We start from the raw sequence: 21,522 nt of genomic DNA, 5'->3' as shown, positions 1-21,522 counted from the left end.
TTTTTGCAATGATAAATTTGCACGGCCTGTTACGGATATTTATTAACGCTAAATTTAGCTTTATGAAAGCATTACTTAACGCCGTTGAACAACAATTAAACGAACATATAATTCGCTATGAGCCCGTAAGTGGCGGCGATATTAATGATGCATATTGTTTGCATACCGATAGCGATACCTACTTTATAAAGATAAACAGCAAAACCCGCTTCCCCGGCATGTTCGCTGCCGAAGCAAAAGGACTAAGCCTGATAGCATCAACCAATACTATAGCTACCCCACGGGTAATATTACAAAGCGATGCAGGCTATAATAGTTACCTGTTGCTTGAATGGCTCGATACTAAAAGTGCCAACGCAAGTGATATGCAAGCGTTGGGCGAACAATTAGCCACTATGCACCGTGTAAGTGCCGATAGCTTTGGCTTGCCCTACAATAATTATATGGGCTCGTTACATCAAAGCAATAAACAATACCTCCGCTGGGCTGATTTTTTTATTGAGGAACGCCTGATGCCCATGGTTAAGTTAGCAGTAGATAAAAGCCTACTTAATAATAATGACCTTAAGCAGTTCGATAAACTGTATAATAACCTCGCTAACCTGTTTGATGAAGAAGCACCGAGCCTTATTCATGGCGATTTGTGGGGAGGCAATTACCTCATAGCAAATAACGGTAAACCTTACCTGATCGATCCGGCGGTAAGCTACGGACACCGGGAGTTTGATATCGCCATGACCACACTATTTGGTGGCTTCAGTAATGATTTCTACACTGCATATAACGATGCTTTTCCATTAGCTACAGGCTGGCAGCAACGCTTGGCTTTATGGAATATATACCCATTACTGGTACATCTTATTTTGTTTGGAGTGATGTATAAGCAACAAGTTATGGGTAATTTAAGCAAGTATATATAACTTCTAAAATAAGGTTGCATTATCATGCAATTGTAATACAGGTGCATTGTATCAAACATGTTATGGTGTTACAACTATTGCCGCTGCTTTATTGTCTACATTACCGGTGATCACTTCACATCATCGATAAAATAGATGAGCTTTAAAGCTTTCATTATTGCAGGTCTTTTATTTGCTGTGTTTTCGCTCAGTCTAATTTCCTTTGATACCCAACATAGCCATATTGCTGACGATGATGGGCGGGCATTATTTATAAAAAATTGCAGCGCGTGCCACATGTTGCCCGATCCTGCCAGTTTAACTAAACAGATATGGCATAACCATGTATTACCGGTTATGGCTGCCAGGCTGGGTATTATCTATCCGGCATACGATCCGCTGCGAGGCTTATCTGCCGAAGAAAAGAAGATAGTGAACAATAATTATATTATCCCTGATCAGCCGGCCATGAGTGATGCGGACTGGAAAAAGCTCAGCGATTATATTGTCAGCAACGCGCCGGATACTGTAGTGATAGATGAATCACGCCTCACTCGTAACGCCCCGTTAAAAGCATTTAAACGGCAGGATATTGTGCTTGATGGGCAGCAACCATCGTTAATAACCGGCCTGAAGTACAACAATGCCAAACAAACCTTGTGGATAGGCACACTCAACAACAAAGTTTTAAGGTGGAAATATGGGAGAGGAGTAACCGGGACGATTAATACATCAAGTCCGGCAGTTAGTTTCGTGTTTAAAAATGATACTACGTACCTCACACAAATAGGCAAACTATATCCAACAGAATTAAGCACGGGTTTAATATCTCAATACGTCAATGGCACCAACCCAACGCTTTTGCCTGCACTGCACCGGCCGGTTAGTATAGCTGTTGATGACATGAATGGCGATGGCTTGCCCGAGATAGTAGTTTGCAGCTTCGGTAACAAAACAGGTCAACTATCATTATTCAGCAAAAAGAAAACTAATGGCAACTATTCAGAAAAAGTATTGCTGAAGCTGCCCGGCGCGGTAAAATGCTATATACGGGATATGAACGGTGATGGCAAAAAGGATATTGTAGCCATGTTTTCGCAAGGCGATGAAAGTGTGTATGTATTTTATCAAAAGGATAAACTGAAATTCACATCAAGCAGGGTGTTACGCTTTCCGCCGAATTATGGCACTACTGATATGGTGCTTACTGATTTTGATCGCGATGGTAAAACCGACATTATTACCGTACATGGCGACAATGCCGATTACTCCAATATTTTAAAGCCTTATCATGGCATCCGCATCAATATAAATAATGGCAATGGTAAGTTCAGCGAGAAATATTTTTACCCTATATATGGTGTTACCCGTGTGCTGGCTGATGATTTTGATAAGGATGGCGATACCGACCTGGTGGCTACCGCGTTCTTTCCGGAATTTACAAAGCTGATAGATGAATCATTCATTTACCTGGAGAATGTAGATAATAAGGCTTTCAAATTTAAATCGTACACCACAAAAAACGCAACGCCCATTAAAACGCTCACGCTTGAAAAGGCTGATGTTGATGGCGATGGTGATCTGGATATTATAACCGGGCATTTTGCCCAAAGTCCCGGCGCTGTACCTGATAGCCTTGATACCAAATGGCGATCTGCCAATTATGGTTTATCTATATTTTATAACCAGTTGTATCAGCCTAAGAAGGTGAAACAGTAATTACAGAAGGCCAAAAATATCTGCCGGTTTTCAACGCTTTCCATAAATCTTATTAGTTAAATAGCTGCCTTTGCAAAATTTGTTAAGCTATGTTTAGATAGTGTTTTACATGCAGCTCAAACACTTAGCTATTATAATAGTTTTTAGCTATTTAGCATAGAATTTATTGATTGTGATTCTATTTTTCAATGCTCTACTTTTATCACGTTTTTAAATCAATAGTTGCAATTTAATGTTTAACCTAATAAACTTTTAATTATGGAAAACGGATCAAATGACATCAGTAAATGCCCGTTTCACAATGGGGCGATGAAACACAATGTTGGCGGCGGCGGTACCCGTAACCGCGACTGGTGGCCAAACCAGTTGAAGGTTGGCATCCTGCGTCAGCATTCATCGCTAACTAACCCGATGGATAAGGATTTTAATTATGCCGAAGCTTTTAAGAGTCTTGATCTGGAGGCCGTAAAAAATGACCTGCACGCGTTAATGACCGATTCGCAAGAGTGGTGGCCGGCAGATTTTGGTCATTACGGTGGCTTGTTTATCCGCATGGCATGGCATAGCGCCGGTACTTACCGTGTAGGTGATGGCCGTGGAGGTGCTGGTGCCGGTATGCAGCGTTTCGCGCCGCTTAACAGCTGGCCCGACAATGTGAGTTTGGATAAAGCCCGCAGACTGCTTTGGCCTATCAAACAAAAATATGGCAATAAAATATCATGGGCCGATTTGATGATCCTGACCGGAAACATCGCGCTGGAATCAATGGGCTTTAAAACCTTTGGCTTTGCCGGTGGGCGTGAGGATGTTTGGGAAGCCGATGAATCAGTATACTGGGGCGAGGAAACCACCTGGCTTGGCGGCGACCTGCGTTATGCGCATGGCTCCGAGGGGGTAAGCGGGCATGGTGTGCTGGTGTCTGACGATGATGCCGATGGCGATGTACATTCCCGTAACTTGGAAAAACCACTTGCAGCCGTACAAATGGGCTTGATCTACGTAAACCCCGAAGGGCCGGATGGTAACCCCGACCCGATATTAGCCGCTAAAGATATACGCGATACTTTTGGCCGTATGGCGATGAATGATGAAGAAACCGTAGCCCTTATAGCAGGTGGCCATACCTTTGGTAAAACCCACGGGGCTGCCTCTGCCGATAATGTAGGCAAAGAGCCCGAAGCCGCAGGTATAGAGCAGCAAGGCTTTGGCTGGAGCAATGGTCATGGTTCAGGTAAAGGTGCTGATACCATTACCAGCGGATTGGAGGTGATATGGACAAAAACACCAACCCAGTGGAGCAATAACTTTTTTGAGAACCTGTTTGGTTTTGATTGGGAGTTGACCAAAAGCCCGGCAGGCGCGCACCAATGGGTAGCAAAAACCGACGAAGCTATTATTCCGGATGCTTATGATAGTGCTAAAAAACATAAGCCTACTATGCTGACAACGGACCTGGCTTTAAAGTTCGATCCGGCATATTCGAAAATATCAAGACACTTTTTTGAGAACCCGGATGCCTTTGCTGATGCTTTTGCGCGTGCATGGTATAAGTTAACACACCGCGATATGGGCCCACGTGCACGTTATTTAGGCCCTGATGTACCAGAAGAAGTGCTGCTATGGCAAGACCCGATCCCGGCGGTTGACCATGTTTTGATAGATGAAAATGATATATCATCCCTGAAAGAAAAAGTACTGGCATCAGGCTTAAGCGTAGCCGAATTGGTATCTACCGCCTGGGCTTCTGCCTCAACATTCCGCGGATCAGATAAGCGTGGTGGCGCTAATGGTGCCCGTATACGTTTGGCTCCGCAAAAATACTGGCAGGTAAATACTTCATCACCTGTACAAAAAGTATTGGGTGTGTTAGAGGGTATTCAAAAAGAATTTAACGCGGCGCAAACCGGCGGTAAAAAGGTTTCATTAGCCGATCTGATAGTACTGGCCGGTAACGCCGGTGTAGAAAAAGCGGCTAAGGATGCCGGGCATGATGTTGTGGTACCATTCACCACAGGTCGTATGGATGCCTCGCAGGAAGATACCGATGTAGAATCATTCGGTTACCTTGAACCGCTTGCTGATGGTTTCCGCAACTATCGTAAAGCAAAACTGCGTGTATCAACCGAAGAATTATTGATCGACAAGGCGCAACTATTAACGCTTACCGCGCCTGAACTGACCGTATTAGTTGGTGGCCTGCGTGTATTAGGTAACAACTACGATGGCTCAAGCCACGGTGTATTTACCACTCGTGCCGGACAGTTGACCAATGATTTCTTTGTAAACCTGCTGGATATGGGCACCGCTTGGAAAGCGGCATCGCAGGATAGGGAAGTTTACGAAGGCAGCGATCGTGCTACCGGCGAAGTTAAATGGACCGGCACCCGCGCCGATCTGGTATTCGGTTCAAACTCCGAACTACGCGCCATTGCCGAAGTATATGCCAGTAGCGATGCACAAACCAAGTTTGTTAATGATTTTGTTGCCGCTTGGAGCAAGGTAATGAATCTGGACAGATATGATCTGGCTTAATGCCGAACACTGATCTTACAATTAAAAAGACACCTCAAAAGGGTGTCTTTTTTTGTTGATACGAGTTTGAATAGTGATGTGTAAAACAGGGTATCACAATTTAATATACAACCTGTGTTTGCCCATAATATTAAATTTTACCACAGCTAACTTTAAGCACCTCCTGAACAATATAAACTATCACAGCATTTTGTATTTAGCTGATACTTGATACACGGCAACCAATTTTATTAAACACACCACAAAATGATAAACATCTACAAAAGCATCCAAGCGGGCAGGTTCTTCCTGTGGCTGGCAATTGGTTTGCTTATGGCAAACGTTGTATCGGCGCAAAGCGTTCCGGCGGCAACACGGTCAGATATTAAGGTTACTGCATTATTGAACGTGCCCTCGGGTTGTTCCCGCTTAGCACGCGATCCTGTTTCAGGACACTTATTCTTTGTAAACCAAAATGGCGATGTGTATGAGGTATTGGCTAATAACACCAGCGTAAAGCGGGCAACCAAAGCCGACCATAACATCACTCTACTACAGGGTATGGCATTTAAGGGCAATACACTTTTTTTAATAGGCAACCGTAATGCCGATAGTATAAGTTACGAGGGCAAGATAGTTAAGGGAGTATTGCAGGCCAACGGCACCCGCGTATGGTCGCCGGTTTTAACAACCGAAAAGTATGGCTATACCAATACTGCTTACAATCATGGCTATAGCGGCATGGTTATCAGTCCGGATAGTAATTATATATTTTTGAGCAGTGGCTCACGCACCGATCATGGTGAGATACAAACCCGCGCCGGGCTTGCACCGGGTTTGCGCGAGCAGCCATTAACATCGGCCATATTCCGCATCCCTATAAATTCTAATAACATCATTCTGCCTAATGATTCGGCACAGCAGGTAGCTTTGGGGTATTTATATGCTGATGGCACACGTAACTCCTTCGACCTGGCATTTGACCGTAACGGAAACCTGTACGGCTGCGAAAACTCAGGTGATCGCGACGACCCGGATGAAATGAACTGGATAAGGCAGGGGAGGTTTTACGGTTTCCCGTGGGTAATGGGTGGCAATGAAACGCCGATGCAATTCGCGGGATACGATCCATCAAAAGATAAGCTTATTGATCCACGTAGCACCGGGTTCAAAAAAGGCTTTTTCTATAACGACCCAACTTACCCAAAACGACCAAACAGAACTTTTACCGGGCCAATCATCAACATTGGTGCTTATGCCGATAAATACCGTGACCCGGCAACGGGAGCCATTCGTGATGCTAATGGCGATGGCTTGAAGTTCGGCACATTCACCAGCCACCGCTCACCGCTGGGTTTGGTGTTTGACCGTGATAGTTTACTTACGGATGAATTTAAAGGCCACGGCTTTGTGATGGGCTGGACAAAGGGCGCTACGCCAACATCTGTTGAGATGGGCCCGTTTGATGACCCTGGGCAGGATCTGCTGCATATCCAGTTGATATATGATGCCGCTACCGATAACTATAAAATGCAAACGCAACGCATTGTTGGCGGCTTCAACAACCCTGTAGATGCCGAGATGGTGGGCAATATTATTTATGTGCTTGAGCTTGGTGGGTCATCACCCAAAATATGGAAGGTTGAAATGCCGAAAGCGGTAGCATGCGATGCGAATGCTTACATAACCCGCGAGCAGTACAATAATATTACAGGCAGCAAGGTTAGCGATTTGACAAGTAACAGCAATTACCCTAACAATCCATCGTCAGTAACCAGGCTTACATCATTTGAAGCGCCGATAGGGGTAGGCGATAATTACGGTGTTCGCATAAGGGGGTATGTTACAGCCCCGGCTACCGGAAATTATACCTTTTGGCTTGCCGCCGATGACGCTGCCGAGCTTTGGCTGAGTACGGATGCCACCGTTGCCAACAAGAGAAAAATAGCATCTACAACAGCATATACATTATCGCGTGTGTATACTAAATATCCATCGCAAAAATCAGCCACTATCAGGTTAACAGCGGGTCGCAAATATTATATAGAGGCATTGCATAAAGAGAATGGGGGTTCTGATAACCTGTCGGTAAAATGGCAACTACCCAATGGCACAACTGAGCTGCCAATTCCATGTTCAAGGCTATCACCTTACATACAGCCCAATACTTTGCAAACTTTAGCTATAGATGCCGATACCGCAGCTATTACGCCGGAAAACAGCGTACAGATATACCCGAACCCGGCCAACAGTGTAATCAACATCAGCTTTAAAGCAGAAACTGCCGGTAATGGCGAGGTTTACCTTACCACATTGCAGGGGCTGAATGTGTACCGGTCGGCAATAAAAATAAATAAGGGGCAAAATACTTTAACGGTAAATAGTAGCAAATTTGGTCAGGGTATTTACGTTGTGCATACCAGGTATGATGGTGGAGATCACGTAAATAAAGTAATTATTGAAAAGTAGTTAATGCTGGTGTTTTACCTCAAGCTCATCAATAGTCAACTTGTCGATATGCAGGTTATTTATCCTGGCTCTTTTAACGGATAGTTGCCCCAGTTTGAACGCTCCAACAGCAAGCGCGCCTATGGCTATGGCACCCACAGCTAAACTGCCAAAAGCCACTGCGCCGGTAGCAATAGCACCAGCTGCATTTGCACCAACGGCTAATGCGCCTTTTTTAATTATGGTCGGTTTCGTTATTGGTTTTTTGAATTTGAACATGGTAGTGTATTTATCGAAGTAACACACCACAAACTCAAGGGTTTTAAGAAAAATAGGGGATAAACAAAAAAGCCTGTAGATAAAATCTACAGGCTTTAATACTTTAATGGTATCGTCGGGATGGCAGGATTCGAACCTGCGGCCTCCACATCCCAAATGTGGCGCGATACCGGGCTACGCTACATCCCGAAAGGGTTTGCAAAGGTAAAATTTTAATGCTTTAATGCAAAATAAAATTTAATCATTTTTATCAGTTTCCTGATGTAATGCTTTGCTATGTTAAAGTACTTCGCTTTGCTAAACAGTAGTTGTTTTTTCTGAAGCGCATGCAAAAGTAAGTTTTTAATGGTTAATTGCAATAGGCTGCAAACTTAAATATATACTATATGCTATAGTTGGCAGATTATCAGCAGAATAATTTTTTATTAATTTATTTCACGCATCACAATCAGTCTTATTAAAGCAAAAAAGCCCGTATTAAACGGACTTTTATATATATACTACTTTAATGAATGATCAGTTTTAACCCTCCGGGTATTTACGGAATATGCTGTTTATGCGCATTTGTATCACGCCCAAAAATGCTTCGCGAAATATACGGGTCGACATTTTTGATTCGCCGGCAGTACGGTCGGTGAAAATTATTGGTACCTCAACCACCTTAAAACCATGTTTAATGGAGGTGTACTTCATCTCTATCTGGAAGGCGTAACCCACAAACTTTATTTTGTCGAGCTGTACGGTTTCAAGCACCTTGCGTTTGTAGCACATAAAGCCAGCGGTGAAATCCTGAATATCAATACCGGTAATCATGCGTACATATACTGATGCGAAGTAGCTCATCAAAACCCTGCTCATGGGCCAGTTTACCACGTTGACGCCCTTTATATAGCGTGAGCCAATGGAGGCATCAGCACCATCAATACAAGCCTGGCGCAGTTTTAACAAATCGTTAGGGTTGTGCGAAAAATCGGCATCCATTTCAAAAATGAAATCGTAATGCCGGGCTATGCACCACTTAAAGCCATGAATGTAGGCTGTACCTAAACCTTGCTTACCTGCCCGCCTCTCCATAAAAAGGCGATCGGTATATTCGGTTTGCAGGCTCTCAACTATTTGCTGGGTGCCATCAGGCGAGCCATCATCAACAATAAGGATATGGAAATCATGCGGGAGGGAGAACACTTTACGTATCATTCGCTCAATGTTCTCCTTCTCGTTATAAGTAGGAATTATTACAATACTATCAGGCACTACAGGTAAACGCTATCGTTAAAAAAAAGTATGCAAAGCAAACAAATTTTTTAAACAATCGGGTTATCAGGATGAATTTCCTGTGTTTTATTGCCTTTAATATCTAAGGCTCCACCAATGGTATCATCGGCCAAATAGCTGCGTTCCTTTATATGCGGACTAACAAATAAGAACAACACAAAGAAAACACCGATAATACCTACAAAGAGCCAAAAGTATTTATCGCCCTCAAAGTATGCGAAAAAGCCTTTTTCAGAAATGTTCTTGTTGATCAGCGTAGTAAAGAATGTACCTACCGAATAAGTAAGGTACCATATACCGGTCATGGTGCTTTTCATTGATGGTGGCGATTGCGTGTAAGCGTACTCCAAACCCGTAATAGATACCATAACCTCACCAGCAGAAAGAATAATGAAAGCCAATATTTGCCACCACATTGATGGTTGATGGCCATTTTGCAGACTGGTTTGTATCAGAGCGATAACTACAAAGCTAAAACCTGTAACAAATAAACCAGCACCAATTTTACGCAATGGCGTGACCTTAATACCAAGTTTTTCAACCAATGGATAGATTCCGTAATTGAATACAGGGATCAATAATAGTAAGAAGATGGCATTTGCAACTTGTAATTGTGATGGTAATATTTTCCAGCCGAATATACCAAGGTTTAGATCGAGCTTAGCCGCTTGTAAAGCCCATTCTGCACTGTTCATGTCCCAAAGCGCCCAAAAAACAGGTATAAAAGCAAATACACTCATAACTCGCCATATTGAACGAATAGCATCTGCGCGTTCCTGGCCATAATGTTGTTCGGCTGTTTTCCAACCGTTTCTAAAAGCATAAAAGCTAACTGTTATAAAGTTTTCTTTTTTAATACCACTTGCCGGCAGTCTAACATACATTTTACGACCTAAGAAAAATATGACGGTAGCTAATGCCATTAGTATTCCCGGTACGCCAAATGCTATGGCTGAGCCATAGTTTTTATACAATACCGGCACTAACCACATACTAACGGTTGAACCTGCATTGATACTGAAATAAAACCAACTGTATATTTTACTCATTAAGCCTGAGTTGCTATGATCAAACTGATCGCCAACATTGGCTGATACGCATGATTTTATACCGCCAGCTGCAATAGCGATAACAACTAAGCCGAATATGAAACCGCTTAAGCTTTCATCATACATTGATAGTATAAAGTGACCGATGGTGTAAATTATTGATCCCATTAATATAACCCTGTACTTGCCAAAAAACCAATCGGCCATTATAGCACCCAATAATGGAGTAAAATATACCAGGGTTGAAAAAAGGTGGTTATAGTAATTTGATTGCGCTTCGGCCTGTGCGGTAAGTGCAGGTATTTTGTTAGGATTAAAAAACTGGTTTACCAAAAATATAGCCAGTATGCTGCGCATGCCATAAAAGCTAAAGCGCTCCGCAAATTCGTTACCTATAATGAAAGGAATACTGCGTGGTATTTTACCTTTTGGAGTTGTAGCTGGGGTTAATGTTTCTGCCATTTAAATTTTATGAGGTTTTGCGAAAATAGCATAAATACCCGAAATCAAAATTAAATGTTGAAAGTGTTACACTTAGTGCCGCTAAAATTCGGTACTATTTAATAAGCTTAATATTAATGCTTTGATGGCACCTGTTGCCTATCCTTAACGGCTTGTTTTTTAGGGTCGAGATATTCGTTTTGATCCTGTGAGGTAGCGATATTACGCATATCCAGATTTTCAGTAAATGTCCATTTACCGTTGGTTAATTTATAAGCATCATAGCTCAAATCGGGGCCAAAGGTTTCGGGTTTACCTTCCGAGCGCTGATCAGGCGGGGCAAGATGATCAAACACGATAATGTTTTCATCAGGGATATACCTTAACAGCATGGATGCCTGGCGGGCGTATTCAAATACAACACGTTTACGGGTCTTGTTTTTGGCGACAAAAACAGGTGCGCCAAATACGGGTTCGCCATTTCTGTTGAAGGAGATGGTTTCAATAACTTTTTTGGTAGATACAACTGTGTTGCCCTTCCAACCCAGCAAAACATAATGTGGGGTAGCGCCATTTTTTACAGGGATGATCTTGTAATACTGAGCGCCATACCATTTGCGGTTATCGGTAACTGAATCTTCGGGGTTTTTAAGCATGGGGGAGTAGTCCTCCAGCGGGAACATTTTTAACGCGCCGCCGGTGTTCATTTGCACTGTGCCATAAAAACGATAGCTGCCATCCTGGTTCATAACATGCCAGGTAAATATGCGAAAGCGGTTGTCGGGCGCGTTGATTACGCTTATGGCTTTCACGCTATCAAACGGGTAATTAAATGAATTCGGCGTTTTAAGCGCGCTTACCAATGTACGGATGAATTGATAATTGGCATTCTTACGCTCCATATCATCCTGATCATTAATAAACTTGGCGCCGAGATTTTTCAGGCTATCGCGATAAGTATTTAGCTGTTGCAAATCGCGGCTGCTGATCCCGTTTTGAGCCATTGATAGCATAGGGATTAACAAAACAGCCGAAATAATAAGTAGTACTTTCTTCATAAATGTAGCTTGGCAACGTATAAAGGTAAACGAAAATTGTTGCCTGTAATTATGGACTCTACCAGTCTGAGGATAATGCTCAGGGTGTATCCTTTTTCTTTTTAGTTTTTTTACGCGCGTTGAGGGCCTGCTGCAAAAGGTATTCTATCTGCCCGTTGGTGCTTCTGAATTCCTCTGCTGCCCAGCCCTCCACTTCCTTTAGCATGTCGGGATTGATACGTAATATAAATGCTTTTTTTTCAGCCATATTATTACTTTATACACCCGCGGCTGCCGCCTGGCGTTGTTTAGTTATAATAAGATAAAACCCTACGAACGAGAGTAATGGCACCCAAGCTAATGGAGCCGTGCTTTGTTCAATAAATACCTCATCGGTTTTAGTAAACGCATGGCAGTGTATATGCAGTAAGGGGCCATGCGCATCACTCCGCCAAGTGTAGCGCGCTTTCCAAAATGATGAGCGCTTTAAATAAAAGATAGTGCCATCGGCCAATATAAATTCCGCTGTCGAACTAAACGCTTTTATTTTTAGTTTACCTACAAGTACATCATTCCCATCAACAACACTAACCCGCTTTTGCCAAAAGCCCTCGAGTTTGAAATTCAACAAACCATCGGCAAGCGTAGCAGTACCGGCGTGTTTTATAGATACGGTTTTGAACGTTAACTTGCCATAGCTGTAAACATCATCCCTAAGTTCAAACTCAGGCTTTACCCAGCCATGCCGCTGCATGTATAGCTTGCTGATGTTTCGGTTATTAAATTTGCTGAACATAAGCCTGATATTAATGATAAAGGGTGCCTGTGTTTACTACCGGAGCTACGTTGCGTTCGCCACACAGTACTACTAAAAGGTTACTTACCATAGCGGCTTTGCGTTCTTCATCCAGCTCAACAATGTTTTTGGCTGATAGCTTATCGAGCGCCATTTCAACCATACCAACTGCGCCTTCAACTATTTGCTTACGGGCGGCTATAATGGCTGTGGCTTGCTGGCGTTGTAACATAGCGTTGGCAATTTCGGGCGCATAAGCCAGGTGTGATATGCGGGCTTCAAGTACTTCAATACCGGCACGGGCCAGTCTTTCGTTTAGTTCCTTTTCAAGCAGTATGCTAACATGTTCGGCACCATCGCGCAGCGTAATTGATGCCTCCTCATCCTCAAAATGATCATAAGGGAATGAATTAGCCAGATGACGGACAGCTGCCTCACTTTGTATGTTTACATACTGCGTATAATTCTCTACCGAGAAAACAGCGGCGGCGGTATCACTCACCCGCCAAACAATTACCGCGGCAATTTCAATAGGGTTGCCCACCTTATCGTTAACCTTAAGTTGCTGGCCGTTTAGGTTGAATGCACGTAACGATACTTTCTTTTTTACTGTAAATGGATTCACCCAGAAAAAGCCGTCCTTTTTTACGGTGCCGGTGTATTTACCGAACAAAGTAAGCACTTTTGATTCGTTAGGGTTAACTATTACCAGTCCGGGTAGTACAAGGCAAAAGTCTATTACAAATACAATTACGCCGATAACCGGCATACCTTGCCATATCAAAATGCCTGATGCTGCAATGAGCGCTAAGAACAAGGCGAATGTGGCGTATCCTGATGGCGGATTGATTATTTTTTCGTTTTCCATGATGTTGGTTTTGATTTTAAAATGATATCATAAAGATATCAAATACTATTTGATAAATGCAAGAAAAAATACGCAACACAGAAACTTATATTATTTTTGAGAGGTTAACACAATAAATGGTACAGATCTCTACATCCCGACGAAAAGCCTTATGGCGTAAATATGCCCGCAACATTAAGTTTTTAATGATACTGGGCAGTGTATGCCTTATTGTTGCGGCCCTGCCTAAACAGGCCCAATTCAGGTACGAGTTTGAAAAAGGAAGGATATGGAATCAAAAGGAGCTGATATCTCCTTACAGCTTTGCCATTTTAAAAACTCCGCAGGAAATAGAGAACGACCGAAAAACCGCGTTAGCCAGTATAACCCCTGTTTATCGTTTTGACAGGGATTTAGGAAAGCAACAAATTGAAGGTTTCAGGAATGATCTTGAAATTAAATGGCACACCGCCGGTTTGCCCGAAGTGCAAAAAGAGAAATACCTGGCCGTTGGCGTTAATTTGCTTAGTGATGTTTATAACAAAGGCATTATAAAGGTTAACCAAAAACACCAGCGTAGCGAAGCGTTAAACATTAGTGTTATCAATAATAATATATCTGTTGATCGCAATATAAATGATCTGTTCACCCGCGACAGGGCTCTTAATTATTGTGAACAGACATTGAATGCACGCAAGGATATTGACAAGGCTTTTTTGTTAGACCTGATCGGCGACAGACTGATGGTTAATTTAACCTTCGACGAGAAGTTTACTGCCAAGCTGGAAAAAGAAGCCGTAGATAACTTATCCATTACCCGTGGTATGGTACAAAGCGGCGAAACCATTGTAACCAAAGGTGCGGTAGTAAACGATGATGTTTTTCAAAAGCTGCAATCGTACAAAAAAGCTTTTGAGGACAATGCTCGAATTGAAGGTAACGGCAATTTAGTTTTGTTCGGCAGGTTTCTGTTGGTGGGTTTGGCTATTACCTTATTAATGGTATTCCTATACCTGTTCAGGCGGGATATTTATGGGGATAACCGTTTGGTAGGATTGATACTGATGGTGGTTACTGCAATGCTGGCCACACTGTCCATCGCCATAATGCTGCAAATACCTACATTATATTATATACCATATTGTATTGTGCCGATCATCATCCGCATATTGTTTGATACACGTTTGGCACTTTACATCCACCTATTGGTAGTACTGATAGCAGGCTTCTTTGTGCCCAATAGCTTTGAATTTGCCTACTACCAGATCACCGCTGGTATGGTGGCCATTTATACCATCAAAAACCTGATACGTCGTGAGCAATTCCTAACCTCGGCTCTGATCATCACGGCTACATACCTGGTGGCGTTTTTAGGTATATCATTCATCAGGCAGGGGAGTATAGCTACTATAGACTGGCTTGATTTTATACCATTCACCGTAAGCGTGCTTTTAACCTTGCTGGCATATCCGCTTATTTATGCTTTCGAGAAATTATTCGGTTTAACATCAGATATTACCCTGATCGAGCTGACCAATACCAATTCACCTTTGCTGCGCGAAATGGCGTTTACCGCGCCAGGTACCTTTCAGCACTCGTTACAGGTGGCTAACCTCGCCGAGAACGCCATATATGCTATAGGTGGAAATGCTTTGTTGGTTAGGGCAGGGGCATTGTACCATGATATAGGTAAAATAGAGAATCCTTTATTTTTTATCGAGAACCAAACCTCCTCATTCAATCCGCACGATAAATTGCCTTATGAGGAAAGCGCGCAGATCATCATTCGCCACGTGAGTAAAGGTATCGAGATGGCGCGTAAATCAAACCTGCCCGATATTGTTACCGACTTTATCCGTACGCATCATGGTAACACCAGGGTCGACTATTTTTATCAATCGTTTTTGAAGAATTTTCCTGAAAAATTCATCGATGAGAACATTTTTCGCTATCCCGGGCCTATCCCTTTTTCAAAAGAAACCGGTGTTTTGATGCTTGCCGACTCAGTTGAGGCCGCATCTCGCTCAATAAAAGAGCCGGATCAAAAATCGATAAGTGATCTGGTTGATCGTATTGTAAAATACAAACTCGATCAGGACCAGCTGAAAGACAGCAACATAACGTTAAAGGATATTGAAACTATTAAAACGATTTTTAAGCGCATGCTGATGAGTATTTACCATGTGCGAATAGAATATTAAAAAAGCTCACTTTTTTTTTTGACAGGTATGCACTTTTACTATATTTGCAGACCTCAAAAAAACGAGGCGTACTTAAAAATGGTGAGGTGCCTGAGAGGCCGAAAGGATCAGTTTGCTAAACTGACGTACGGGAAACTGTACCGAGGGTTCGAATCCCTCCCTCACCGCCAGATTAATATTCAAAGCCGTTAGATCGTAGATCTAACGGCTTTTTTTTGATATATGAAAAAGGCACCCCGATTAAGGATGCCTTTGAGTAAGAACATGGTTTTTATACCATTAATCGCTGTCCTTTTCTTCTTTACCTTCTTTTTCTTTCTTAAGTATCTTACCCTCCGGCGATATTTCTATCAGATAGCTTTGCTCTCCTTTTTCTACTTTCATTTCATAGTACCTCGGTTTACCGGGTTTTTCAACCTTTTCTATATCTTCAATTTTATAACCTGTAAATTCCTTGTTAACAACAGCTGTTATAACGGCCGGCAGTGCGCTTTTCTTTATTTCAGTTTCGGTTACTACCAAAGTGCCGCTTGTTTTAAAGTTGGCGGCCTGTTTTACACTACCATTTGTAAACTCAGCTTCGAACTCCGCATCGTTCTCCTTCGACCATTTAACAGCCTTAGCATTTGGGAAGGATTTTGTAAATGTACTCTTGACAGCGGCTGGTACAACTATCGCTTTTTGAGCAAATGATGGCGCACATAATAGTAAGGCAGCGCCTAATAGAAATGTCTTTTTCATGGTTTGTTTTTTATCAAAAAAAAACACTGGATTCTGTGTTTTTTCTGGAAACATTCTGTAGTTAAGCAGTTTTAGCAATTAAGCGTTAAAAAGCCTGACCTATGCCGAAGAAGAATAATTTATCTTCTTTTGATAAGCCATAGTCAAAGAAAATAATGGTTGATTGATTCCAGGCAATACGGGCACCTGCACCATAAGAGGTTTTGATGTTTTTGAAGTTCAGATCCTGCCAGCGATCTCTTACTGTTCCGGCATCAACAAACGGAGCAACTCCAAAACCGAAACGTTGCTTGCCCAGTCTGGCTTCCGCTAATCTGATCCGCAACTCGAGGTTTGCAAACCATAATGATCTGGCAAGGAACCTGTTTGCCCGGTATCCTCTTAATGATTGTTTGCCGCCCAACGAGTTAATACTTCCATCCGGCGACCATTGGTCTTGATATTCAAAAAAAGGAGCGTTGCTGCCAAATATATTACCTACCGCGGCACGCCCGGCAAGCACTGTACGTTTGCCAAAAGGTAATTTCTGATAATATCGGCCTTGTATAAATACTTTGTCAAACGAGAATTGAGATCCGATGATCTGATCGGAGAACTCGTTGGCCAGCTCAACATAAGCGCCACGGGTAGGGTCGGGTTCAAAATCTCTTACATCATAAATAAGCGCGGTCTGGATCAGCGAAACCCAGCCGCCATTCAAACCGGATGCCATACCCTGATCAAAATCTCTACGTAATAAAGAAAACCCATTTGGTGCTTTTAAACCTTCGCCGTTATCAGGTTGTATAGCGCCAGTTTCAAAATTCTCAAAGGTTTTGTAACTCAAATGCTGTATTTCATAACCACCCATGATCCGGAATTTGCCTTTTTGCCCCAGGGCATAGTCGGCTTTTAAGTTCAGCATAAATTCGGTTTCCCTGAAGCGGTTGGATAGTGCATCTGTAACCTGTGTAGCTTCGCCAGGTCCGCCGGGTCTTAATGTCTTTCTTGCTTTATCAAAATCCGCATATTTATCAAAAGTTACACCCGGGTTAGATGGTAAACTCAAATTACTTAAAGTTTGCTCAGTAAGGCCAAAATAAAGATTGGCAGGGTTTTGTTGTAGTTTCAGATCTACCCGGAAACGCCAGCGAGTGCCTTTATAATAAGGTATATCCAGGCCCAAAACTAATTCCCGGGCATTTGAGGTATAATAAGCGGCATTAGCCTTTAACTTCATCAGATACGGCGTATATGGAAACAGCGGATTATTTCGCTGCCCGTTAAAGAACACATTGGTACGTAGCCCAAATCCAAAACCAGTTACCGGGTCGGATGACAGATCGGGCAAACCCGTTATAAAACTGCCCTCTTTCTTTTTCTCCAGATCAGCATCAGACATGCGTTTTGACTTGATGAATGACAGGCTGTCGATTGTTTGCGCGCTAACCAAAATAGGAATGGTCAGGAACATGATCAGTGTAAAGTAATTTTTCATAGGAATAATAATTTATCCTAATCTGCCGGTCAATACTGGAGAAATTCTGAATTATGGTACTTTTATTAATGATTTTGTAAAATATACTTACATTGATTGTAAGTATTAAAAAATTACTAGAAATTATTAAGAAAATAATAAGAATTCGATTTTTAAGTGGATAGTTGAATTATGATAATATTCGACCTGCTATTGCCTTGTTTCTATAAAAACCAATTCAAAATTCATACAGATTTATGATATATCTTTGATTTTATGAAGATACTTGTGCTGGAAGATAACCGGGAGCTTGCGGATAGCATACTCAACTTCTTTTCGTCCGAAGGGTATGTTTGCGAGCTTGCGCCTACTTTTAGCGAGGCGAAAGATAAACTCATATCATTCTCGTACGATTGTATTTTGCTGGATATTATGCTGCCCGATGGTAACGGTATCGATCTGTTGAAGTTTATAAAGGACGAGAATATAGAAAGTGGCGTACTCATCATCTCGGCAAAGGATGCGCTTGACGATAAGATAAAGGGCCTCGAAACCGGTGCCGACGATTATATAACTAAACCCTTCCATCTCTCTGAACTTCATGCCCGCTTACGTGCCATATATCGTCGTAAAAAGCTCAATGGCAATAATACTGAGCTGATCAGCTATAATGAGATCAGTTTGAACACAGCTACTTTTGAGGCATTTATAAATGGTCAGCTACTTGATATTACCCGCAAGGAATTTGAGTTGTTGATGTACTTTCTGGTGAACCGTAACAGGGTATTGTCAAAACAAGCCATTGCGGCACACCTTTGGGGTGATTATACTGATAATTTAGCTAATTTAGATTTTGTATATCAGCATGTTAAAAATCTTCGCCGTAAAATAAACCTGTTGAATGGCAACGATTATATTGATACCATTTACGGTTTAGGCTATAAATTCCGCTCGGCGGATGCAGTGTTATGAAATTAGTAGATAAACTTACCCTTTGGCTGGTGGTAGTGTTGTTTTTGGCGACACCGCTCAGCATGGTCATATCATACAATAGTATTCGCGGTAATATTTATAACTCCGAAGTGGAGCGCATGACGGATGTTAATGATAAGGTTGCTCAGCAATTAAAGGCCGGCCAGCCTCCTCACCGTTATATGCTCGACAGGCCGATAGCCATTAATAAGGTGCGAAGCATGCCTGCTCAAGCCACCAAAACAACCAAGTTCTGTTTCTACAATAAACACCTCAAACGCGACGAAACCCGGTTAGATGTAGCATCATTTTATAAAATTAATAATGATGTTTACCGCGTATCAACCTATAATTACATTGCACCGGGTGAGTTGATCATCAGCGGGATGTTAAAGGCGCTTTTTTGGAAGATGCTGCTCATTACCGCATGTGTGGCTTTAACCGGCAGATTGATCTCAAAACTGGTGCTGTCATCATTCCAAAAAACATTGCATAATATTCAGAATTTTAGTCTGCATCAAAAAGAGAAATTAGAGTTCGCGAACACCAATACCAAGGAATTTAAGGAGTTGAATTTCTTTCTGAAAAAAATGACCGACAAGGCTATTGAAGATTATGGCCACATGAAGGAGTTTAGCGAAAATGCCTCGCACGAAGTGCAAACCCCATTAGCCGTTATTCATAGTAAGCTTGAGTTGCTGGCCGATACCCCGATAAATGAGAACCAGGCCTTGCTGATAAACGATATGCAGAACGCTATTGATAAATTAGTGAAGATAAATCGCTCGTTATTATTGCTTTGCAAGCTTGATAATCAGGAGTACGAAACGCAGGAGAATGTGCGTTTCTGCACCATCACCAATTCGGTTATCAGCCAGTACGAAAACTGGATTCAGCTGAAAAACCTATCGGTTACTAAAAATGTAGATAAACGGGTTTATGTACAGATACATCCTGTACTGGCCGAGATATTGGTAAGCAACCTATTAAGCAATGCTATACGTTATAATATTGATAATGGCGATCTAAGTATAACACTTACCAAAAACAGCCTTACTGTAAGCAACACCGGTTTACCACCAGAAGCGGAACCCGAAGAATTATTCCAGCGGTTTAAAAAGAGTAATCAAAGCGCCGATAGTATTGGGCTTGGCTTATCTATTGTTAAACAGATATGTGCTGTAAATAATCTGGACGTTACCTATACATATTTGGATGGAATACACACCCTGCATGTGGTATTCGCTGAACCCAGCATGGTAATAGAAGAACAGTCGACAGAAACGGAGATCGTGTTTGATAAAAACACAGCAATTGCGTAATATTTTTGTCAGATTGATAAATGGGTAGTCAATTTGGTATCAAGCTTCAAATTTGCTTCAAAAACGTAAAGTAACCTTGCTTAAGGATCAACCTTGATTCCGCAATTGGTTGCTTTACATGAATATCACAAGATCACTGTTAATTTTTATGGCCATGCTTTTGGCCATCCGGGCATCAGCCCAACAAAAACTCACTTTAAGGGATGCCCTGCAACAAGCCGTAGCCAACTACGGTACCATCAAGGCCAAGGCTAACTATGCCGATGCCTCAAAGGCAGGTGTTGCACAGGCTAAACGCGAGTACCTGCCCAACTTAAACATTGGTGCCCAGCAGGACTATGGAACTGTTAACGGACAAAATGGCCCATTGTATGGTTTTGGCGGTTTAGGTGTAGCCTCATCGGGCTTACCACTCGCCAATCAAAACTGGAATGCCGCTTTTGGTGCCTTGTACCTGGCTAACGTTAACTGGGATTTCTTTGCTTTCGGTCGCTTTAGCGAGCGTATTAAAACCGCACAGGCAGTTGCACAGCGCGACAGTAACGATTTAAAGCAGGAAATTTTCCAGCACCAGGTTAAGGTTGCCGGGGCTTACTTAAACCTGCTTGCCGCACAACGCCTTACAAGTTCGTACCGAAAAAATCTAAGTCGAGCCGATACCTTCAGACAGGTTGTTGTAGCCCGTGCCAAAGGTGGCATGATAGCCGGTGTTGATTCATCGCAGGCTAATGCCGAAGTGTCAGGCGCGCGGATTGTATTACAACAAGCCGTTGATGCCGAGCAGGAGCAGGCCAAGCGTTTGGCTGTATTGATAGGCAGCGATAATCAGGATTTTGCACTGGATACCGTTTTTGTTGGCCGTATACCACAAGGCCTTTCAGCTACTAACGGGATAAACGGTACTGATGCCGACGAGAATCACCCTTTACTAAAATGGTATAAAAGTCGTGTTGATGTAAGCGACAGGCAGGCGGCATATTACCGTACATTCAATTATCCTACATTTTCGTTAGTTGGCGTATTCCAAACAAGGGGCTCAGGTTTTTCAAGTACTTACGCATCCGATCAGAGTGTTTATACTACTAATTATTACGATGGTATCAAGCCTGTTCGGTCTAACTATCTTATTGGTGTAGGTGTTACCTGGAACTTAACGCAGCCATTGCGGGTATCAAAGCAGGTAAAAGCGCAGCGTTTTATCAGTCGTGGCTTGCAGGATGAGTATAATTTGGCCAGGCAGGAGATAAGCGCGCAGCTTTCCCTGTCCGACAAAAAAATAGTTAACGCCCTCACTAATTACCGCGAAGTACCGGTGCAGATCAAAGCCGCATCAGATGCCTGGCTGCAAAAATCAGTGATGTATCGTAGCGGATTATCAAATCTGGTAGATGTTGTGCAGGCTCGATACGCGTTAACCCGTGCTGAAACTGATCGCGATATCGCTTACAATAACGTGTGGCAGGCACTATTACTAAAATCAGCCGCCAATGGAGATTTCAACCTGTTTTTAAATGAACTTTAATATATAC

17 protein-coding genes and 2 tRNA genes are annotated in these 21,522 nt (G+C 42.5%); 9 read left to right on the top strand and 10 right to left on the bottom strand.

Features of this window, described 5'->3' with window-relative positions; all coding sequences use genetic code 11:
* Positions 1-62 precede the first annotated feature (62 nt).
* From IM792_RS05035 to IM792_RS05020, 4 genes are all read left to right on the top strand, one after another.
* Positions 63-920, top strand: coding sequence for a fructosamine kinase family protein (locus IM792_RS05035; protein WP_194100684.1), 858 nt, complete (start codon positions 63-65; stop codon positions 918-920).
* Between the two features lie 276 nt (positions 921-1,196).
* Positions 1,197-2,618 carry a VCBS repeat-containing protein gene (locus tag IM792_RS05030; protein WP_194100683.1) on the top strand — a complete coding sequence of 474 codons (1,422 nt, stop codon included), beginning with the start codon at positions 1,197-1,199 and terminating at the stop codon, positions 2,616-2,618.
* 258 nt (positions 2,619-2,876) lie between these two features.
* Entirely contained in the window at positions 2,877-5,150 is a 2,274-nt protein-coding gene (gene katG / locus IM792_RS05025; protein WP_194100682.1) for a catalase/peroxidase HPI, read from the top strand.
* A gap of 246 nt (positions 5,151-5,396) precedes the next feature.
* Positions 5,397-7,598, top strand: a complete 2,202-nt coding sequence (locus IM792_RS05020) for a PA14 domain-containing protein (protein WP_194100681.1) — start codon at positions 5,397-5,399, stop codon at positions 7,596-7,598.
* Here the strand turns inward: IM792_RS05020 and IM792_RS05015 are convergent, their stop codons facing one another.
* From IM792_RS05015 to IM792_RS04980, 8 genes are all read right to left on the bottom strand, one after another.
* The gene (locus tag IM792_RS05015) at positions 7,599-7,856 is read right to left on the bottom strand and encodes a hypothetical protein (RefSeq protein ID WP_194100680.1); all 258 of its coding nucleotides are present in this window, start codon (positions 7,854-7,856) and stop codon (positions 7,599-7,601) included.
* Between the two features lie 115 nt (positions 7,857-7,971).
* A tRNA-Pro gene (locus tag IM792_RS05010) sits at positions 7,972-8,045 on the bottom strand.
* A 333-nt stretch (positions 8,046-8,378) separates the two neighbouring features.
* A complete protein-coding gene (locus tag IM792_RS05005) occupies positions 8,379-9,110 on the bottom strand; it encodes a polyprenol monophosphomannose synthase (protein ID WP_194100679.1) in 732 nt (243 codons plus the stop codon).
* Positions 9,111-9,160: 50 nt separating this feature from the next.
* Positions 9,161-10,642, bottom strand: coding sequence for an MFS transporter (locus tag IM792_RS05000; protein ID WP_194100678.1), 1,482 nt, complete (start codon positions 10,640-10,642; stop codon positions 9,161-9,163).
* Positions 10,643-10,755: 113 nt separating this feature from the next.
* Complete coding sequence (locus IM792_RS04995) at positions 10,756-11,679, bottom strand: hypothetical protein (protein WP_194100677.1); 924 nt, start codon at positions 11,677-11,679, stop codon at positions 10,756-10,758.
* Between the two features lie 79 nt (positions 11,680-11,758).
* Positions 11,759-11,926, bottom strand: a complete 168-nt coding sequence (locus IM792_RS04990) for an Arc family DNA binding domain-containing protein (RefSeq protein ID WP_194100676.1) — start codon at positions 11,924-11,926, stop codon at positions 11,759-11,761.
* Positions 11,927-11,935: 9 nt separating this feature from the next.
* Positions 11,936-12,454 (bottom strand): hypothetical protein, encoded by a 519-nt coding sequence (locus IM792_RS04985; RefSeq protein WP_194100675.1) that lies wholly within the window; start codon positions 12,452-12,454, stop codon positions 11,936-11,938.
* A 10-nt stretch (positions 12,455-12,464) separates the two neighbouring features.
* Positions 12,465-13,322 (bottom strand): SPFH domain-containing protein, encoded by an 858-nt coding sequence (locus tag IM792_RS04980; RefSeq protein WP_194100674.1) that lies wholly within the window; start codon positions 13,320-13,322, stop codon positions 12,465-12,467.
* Positions 13,323-13,438: 116 nt separating this feature from the next.
* On the opposite strand from IM792_RS04980, the gene IM792_RS04975 reads away from it, so the two are divergent.
* Together IM792_RS04975 and IM792_RS04970 are read left to right on the top strand one after the other, a co-directional pair.
* Entirely contained in the window at positions 13,439-15,502 is a 2,064-nt protein-coding gene (locus IM792_RS04975) for an HDIG domain-containing metalloprotein (protein ID WP_228084930.1), read from the top strand.
* 80 nt (positions 15,503-15,582) lie between these two features.
* Positions 15,583-15,672, top strand: a tRNA-Ser gene (locus IM792_RS04970).
* Positions 15,673-15,781: 109 nt separating this feature from the next.
* Here the strand turns inward: IM792_RS04970 and IM792_RS04965 are convergent.
* Both IM792_RS04965 and IM792_RS04960 read right to left on the bottom strand, forming a co-directional pair.
* Positions 15,782-16,243 (bottom strand): PepSY-like domain-containing protein, encoded by a 462-nt coding sequence (locus tag IM792_RS04965; protein ID WP_194100673.1) that lies wholly within the window; start codon positions 16,241-16,243, stop codon positions 15,782-15,784.
* Positions 16,244-16,328: 85 nt separating this feature from the next.
* Entirely contained in the window at positions 16,329-17,720 is a 1,392-nt protein-coding gene (locus IM792_RS04960) for a DUF5982 domain-containing protein (RefSeq protein ID WP_194100672.1), read from the bottom strand.
* Positions 17,721-17,975: 255 nt separating this feature from the next.
* Between IM792_RS04960 and IM792_RS04955 the strand changes: the two genes are divergently transcribed.
* The 3 genes from IM792_RS04955 (at position 17,976) to IM792_RS04945 (ending at position 21,515) form a co-directional block, all read left to right on the top strand.
* Positions 17,976-18,671, top strand: coding sequence for a response regulator transcription factor (locus IM792_RS04955; RefSeq protein ID WP_194100671.1), 696 nt, complete (start codon positions 17,976-17,978; stop codon positions 18,669-18,671).
* Positions 18,668-19,993, top strand: coding sequence for a HAMP domain-containing sensor histidine kinase (locus IM792_RS04950; RefSeq protein WP_194100670.1), 1,326 nt, complete (start codon positions 18,668-18,670; stop codon positions 19,991-19,993). Before IM792_RS04955 ends, IM792_RS04950 begins: the two co-directional genes overlap by 4 nt.
* Before the next feature lie 118 nt (positions 19,994-20,111).
* On the top strand, positions 20,112-21,515 hold the full coding sequence (locus IM792_RS04945; RefSeq protein ID WP_194100669.1) for a TolC family protein: 1,404 nt from the start codon (positions 20,112-20,114) through the stop codon (positions 21,513-21,515).
* Positions 21,516-21,522 lie beyond the last annotated feature (7 nt).

This window comes from Mucilaginibacter sp. JRF, from assembly GCF_015223065.1.
Taxonomy (GTDB): domain Bacteria; phylum Bacteroidota; class Bacteroidia; order Sphingobacteriales; family Sphingobacteriaceae; genus Mucilaginibacter.
This window is presented reverse-complemented; position numbering and strand designations above follow the sequence as displayed.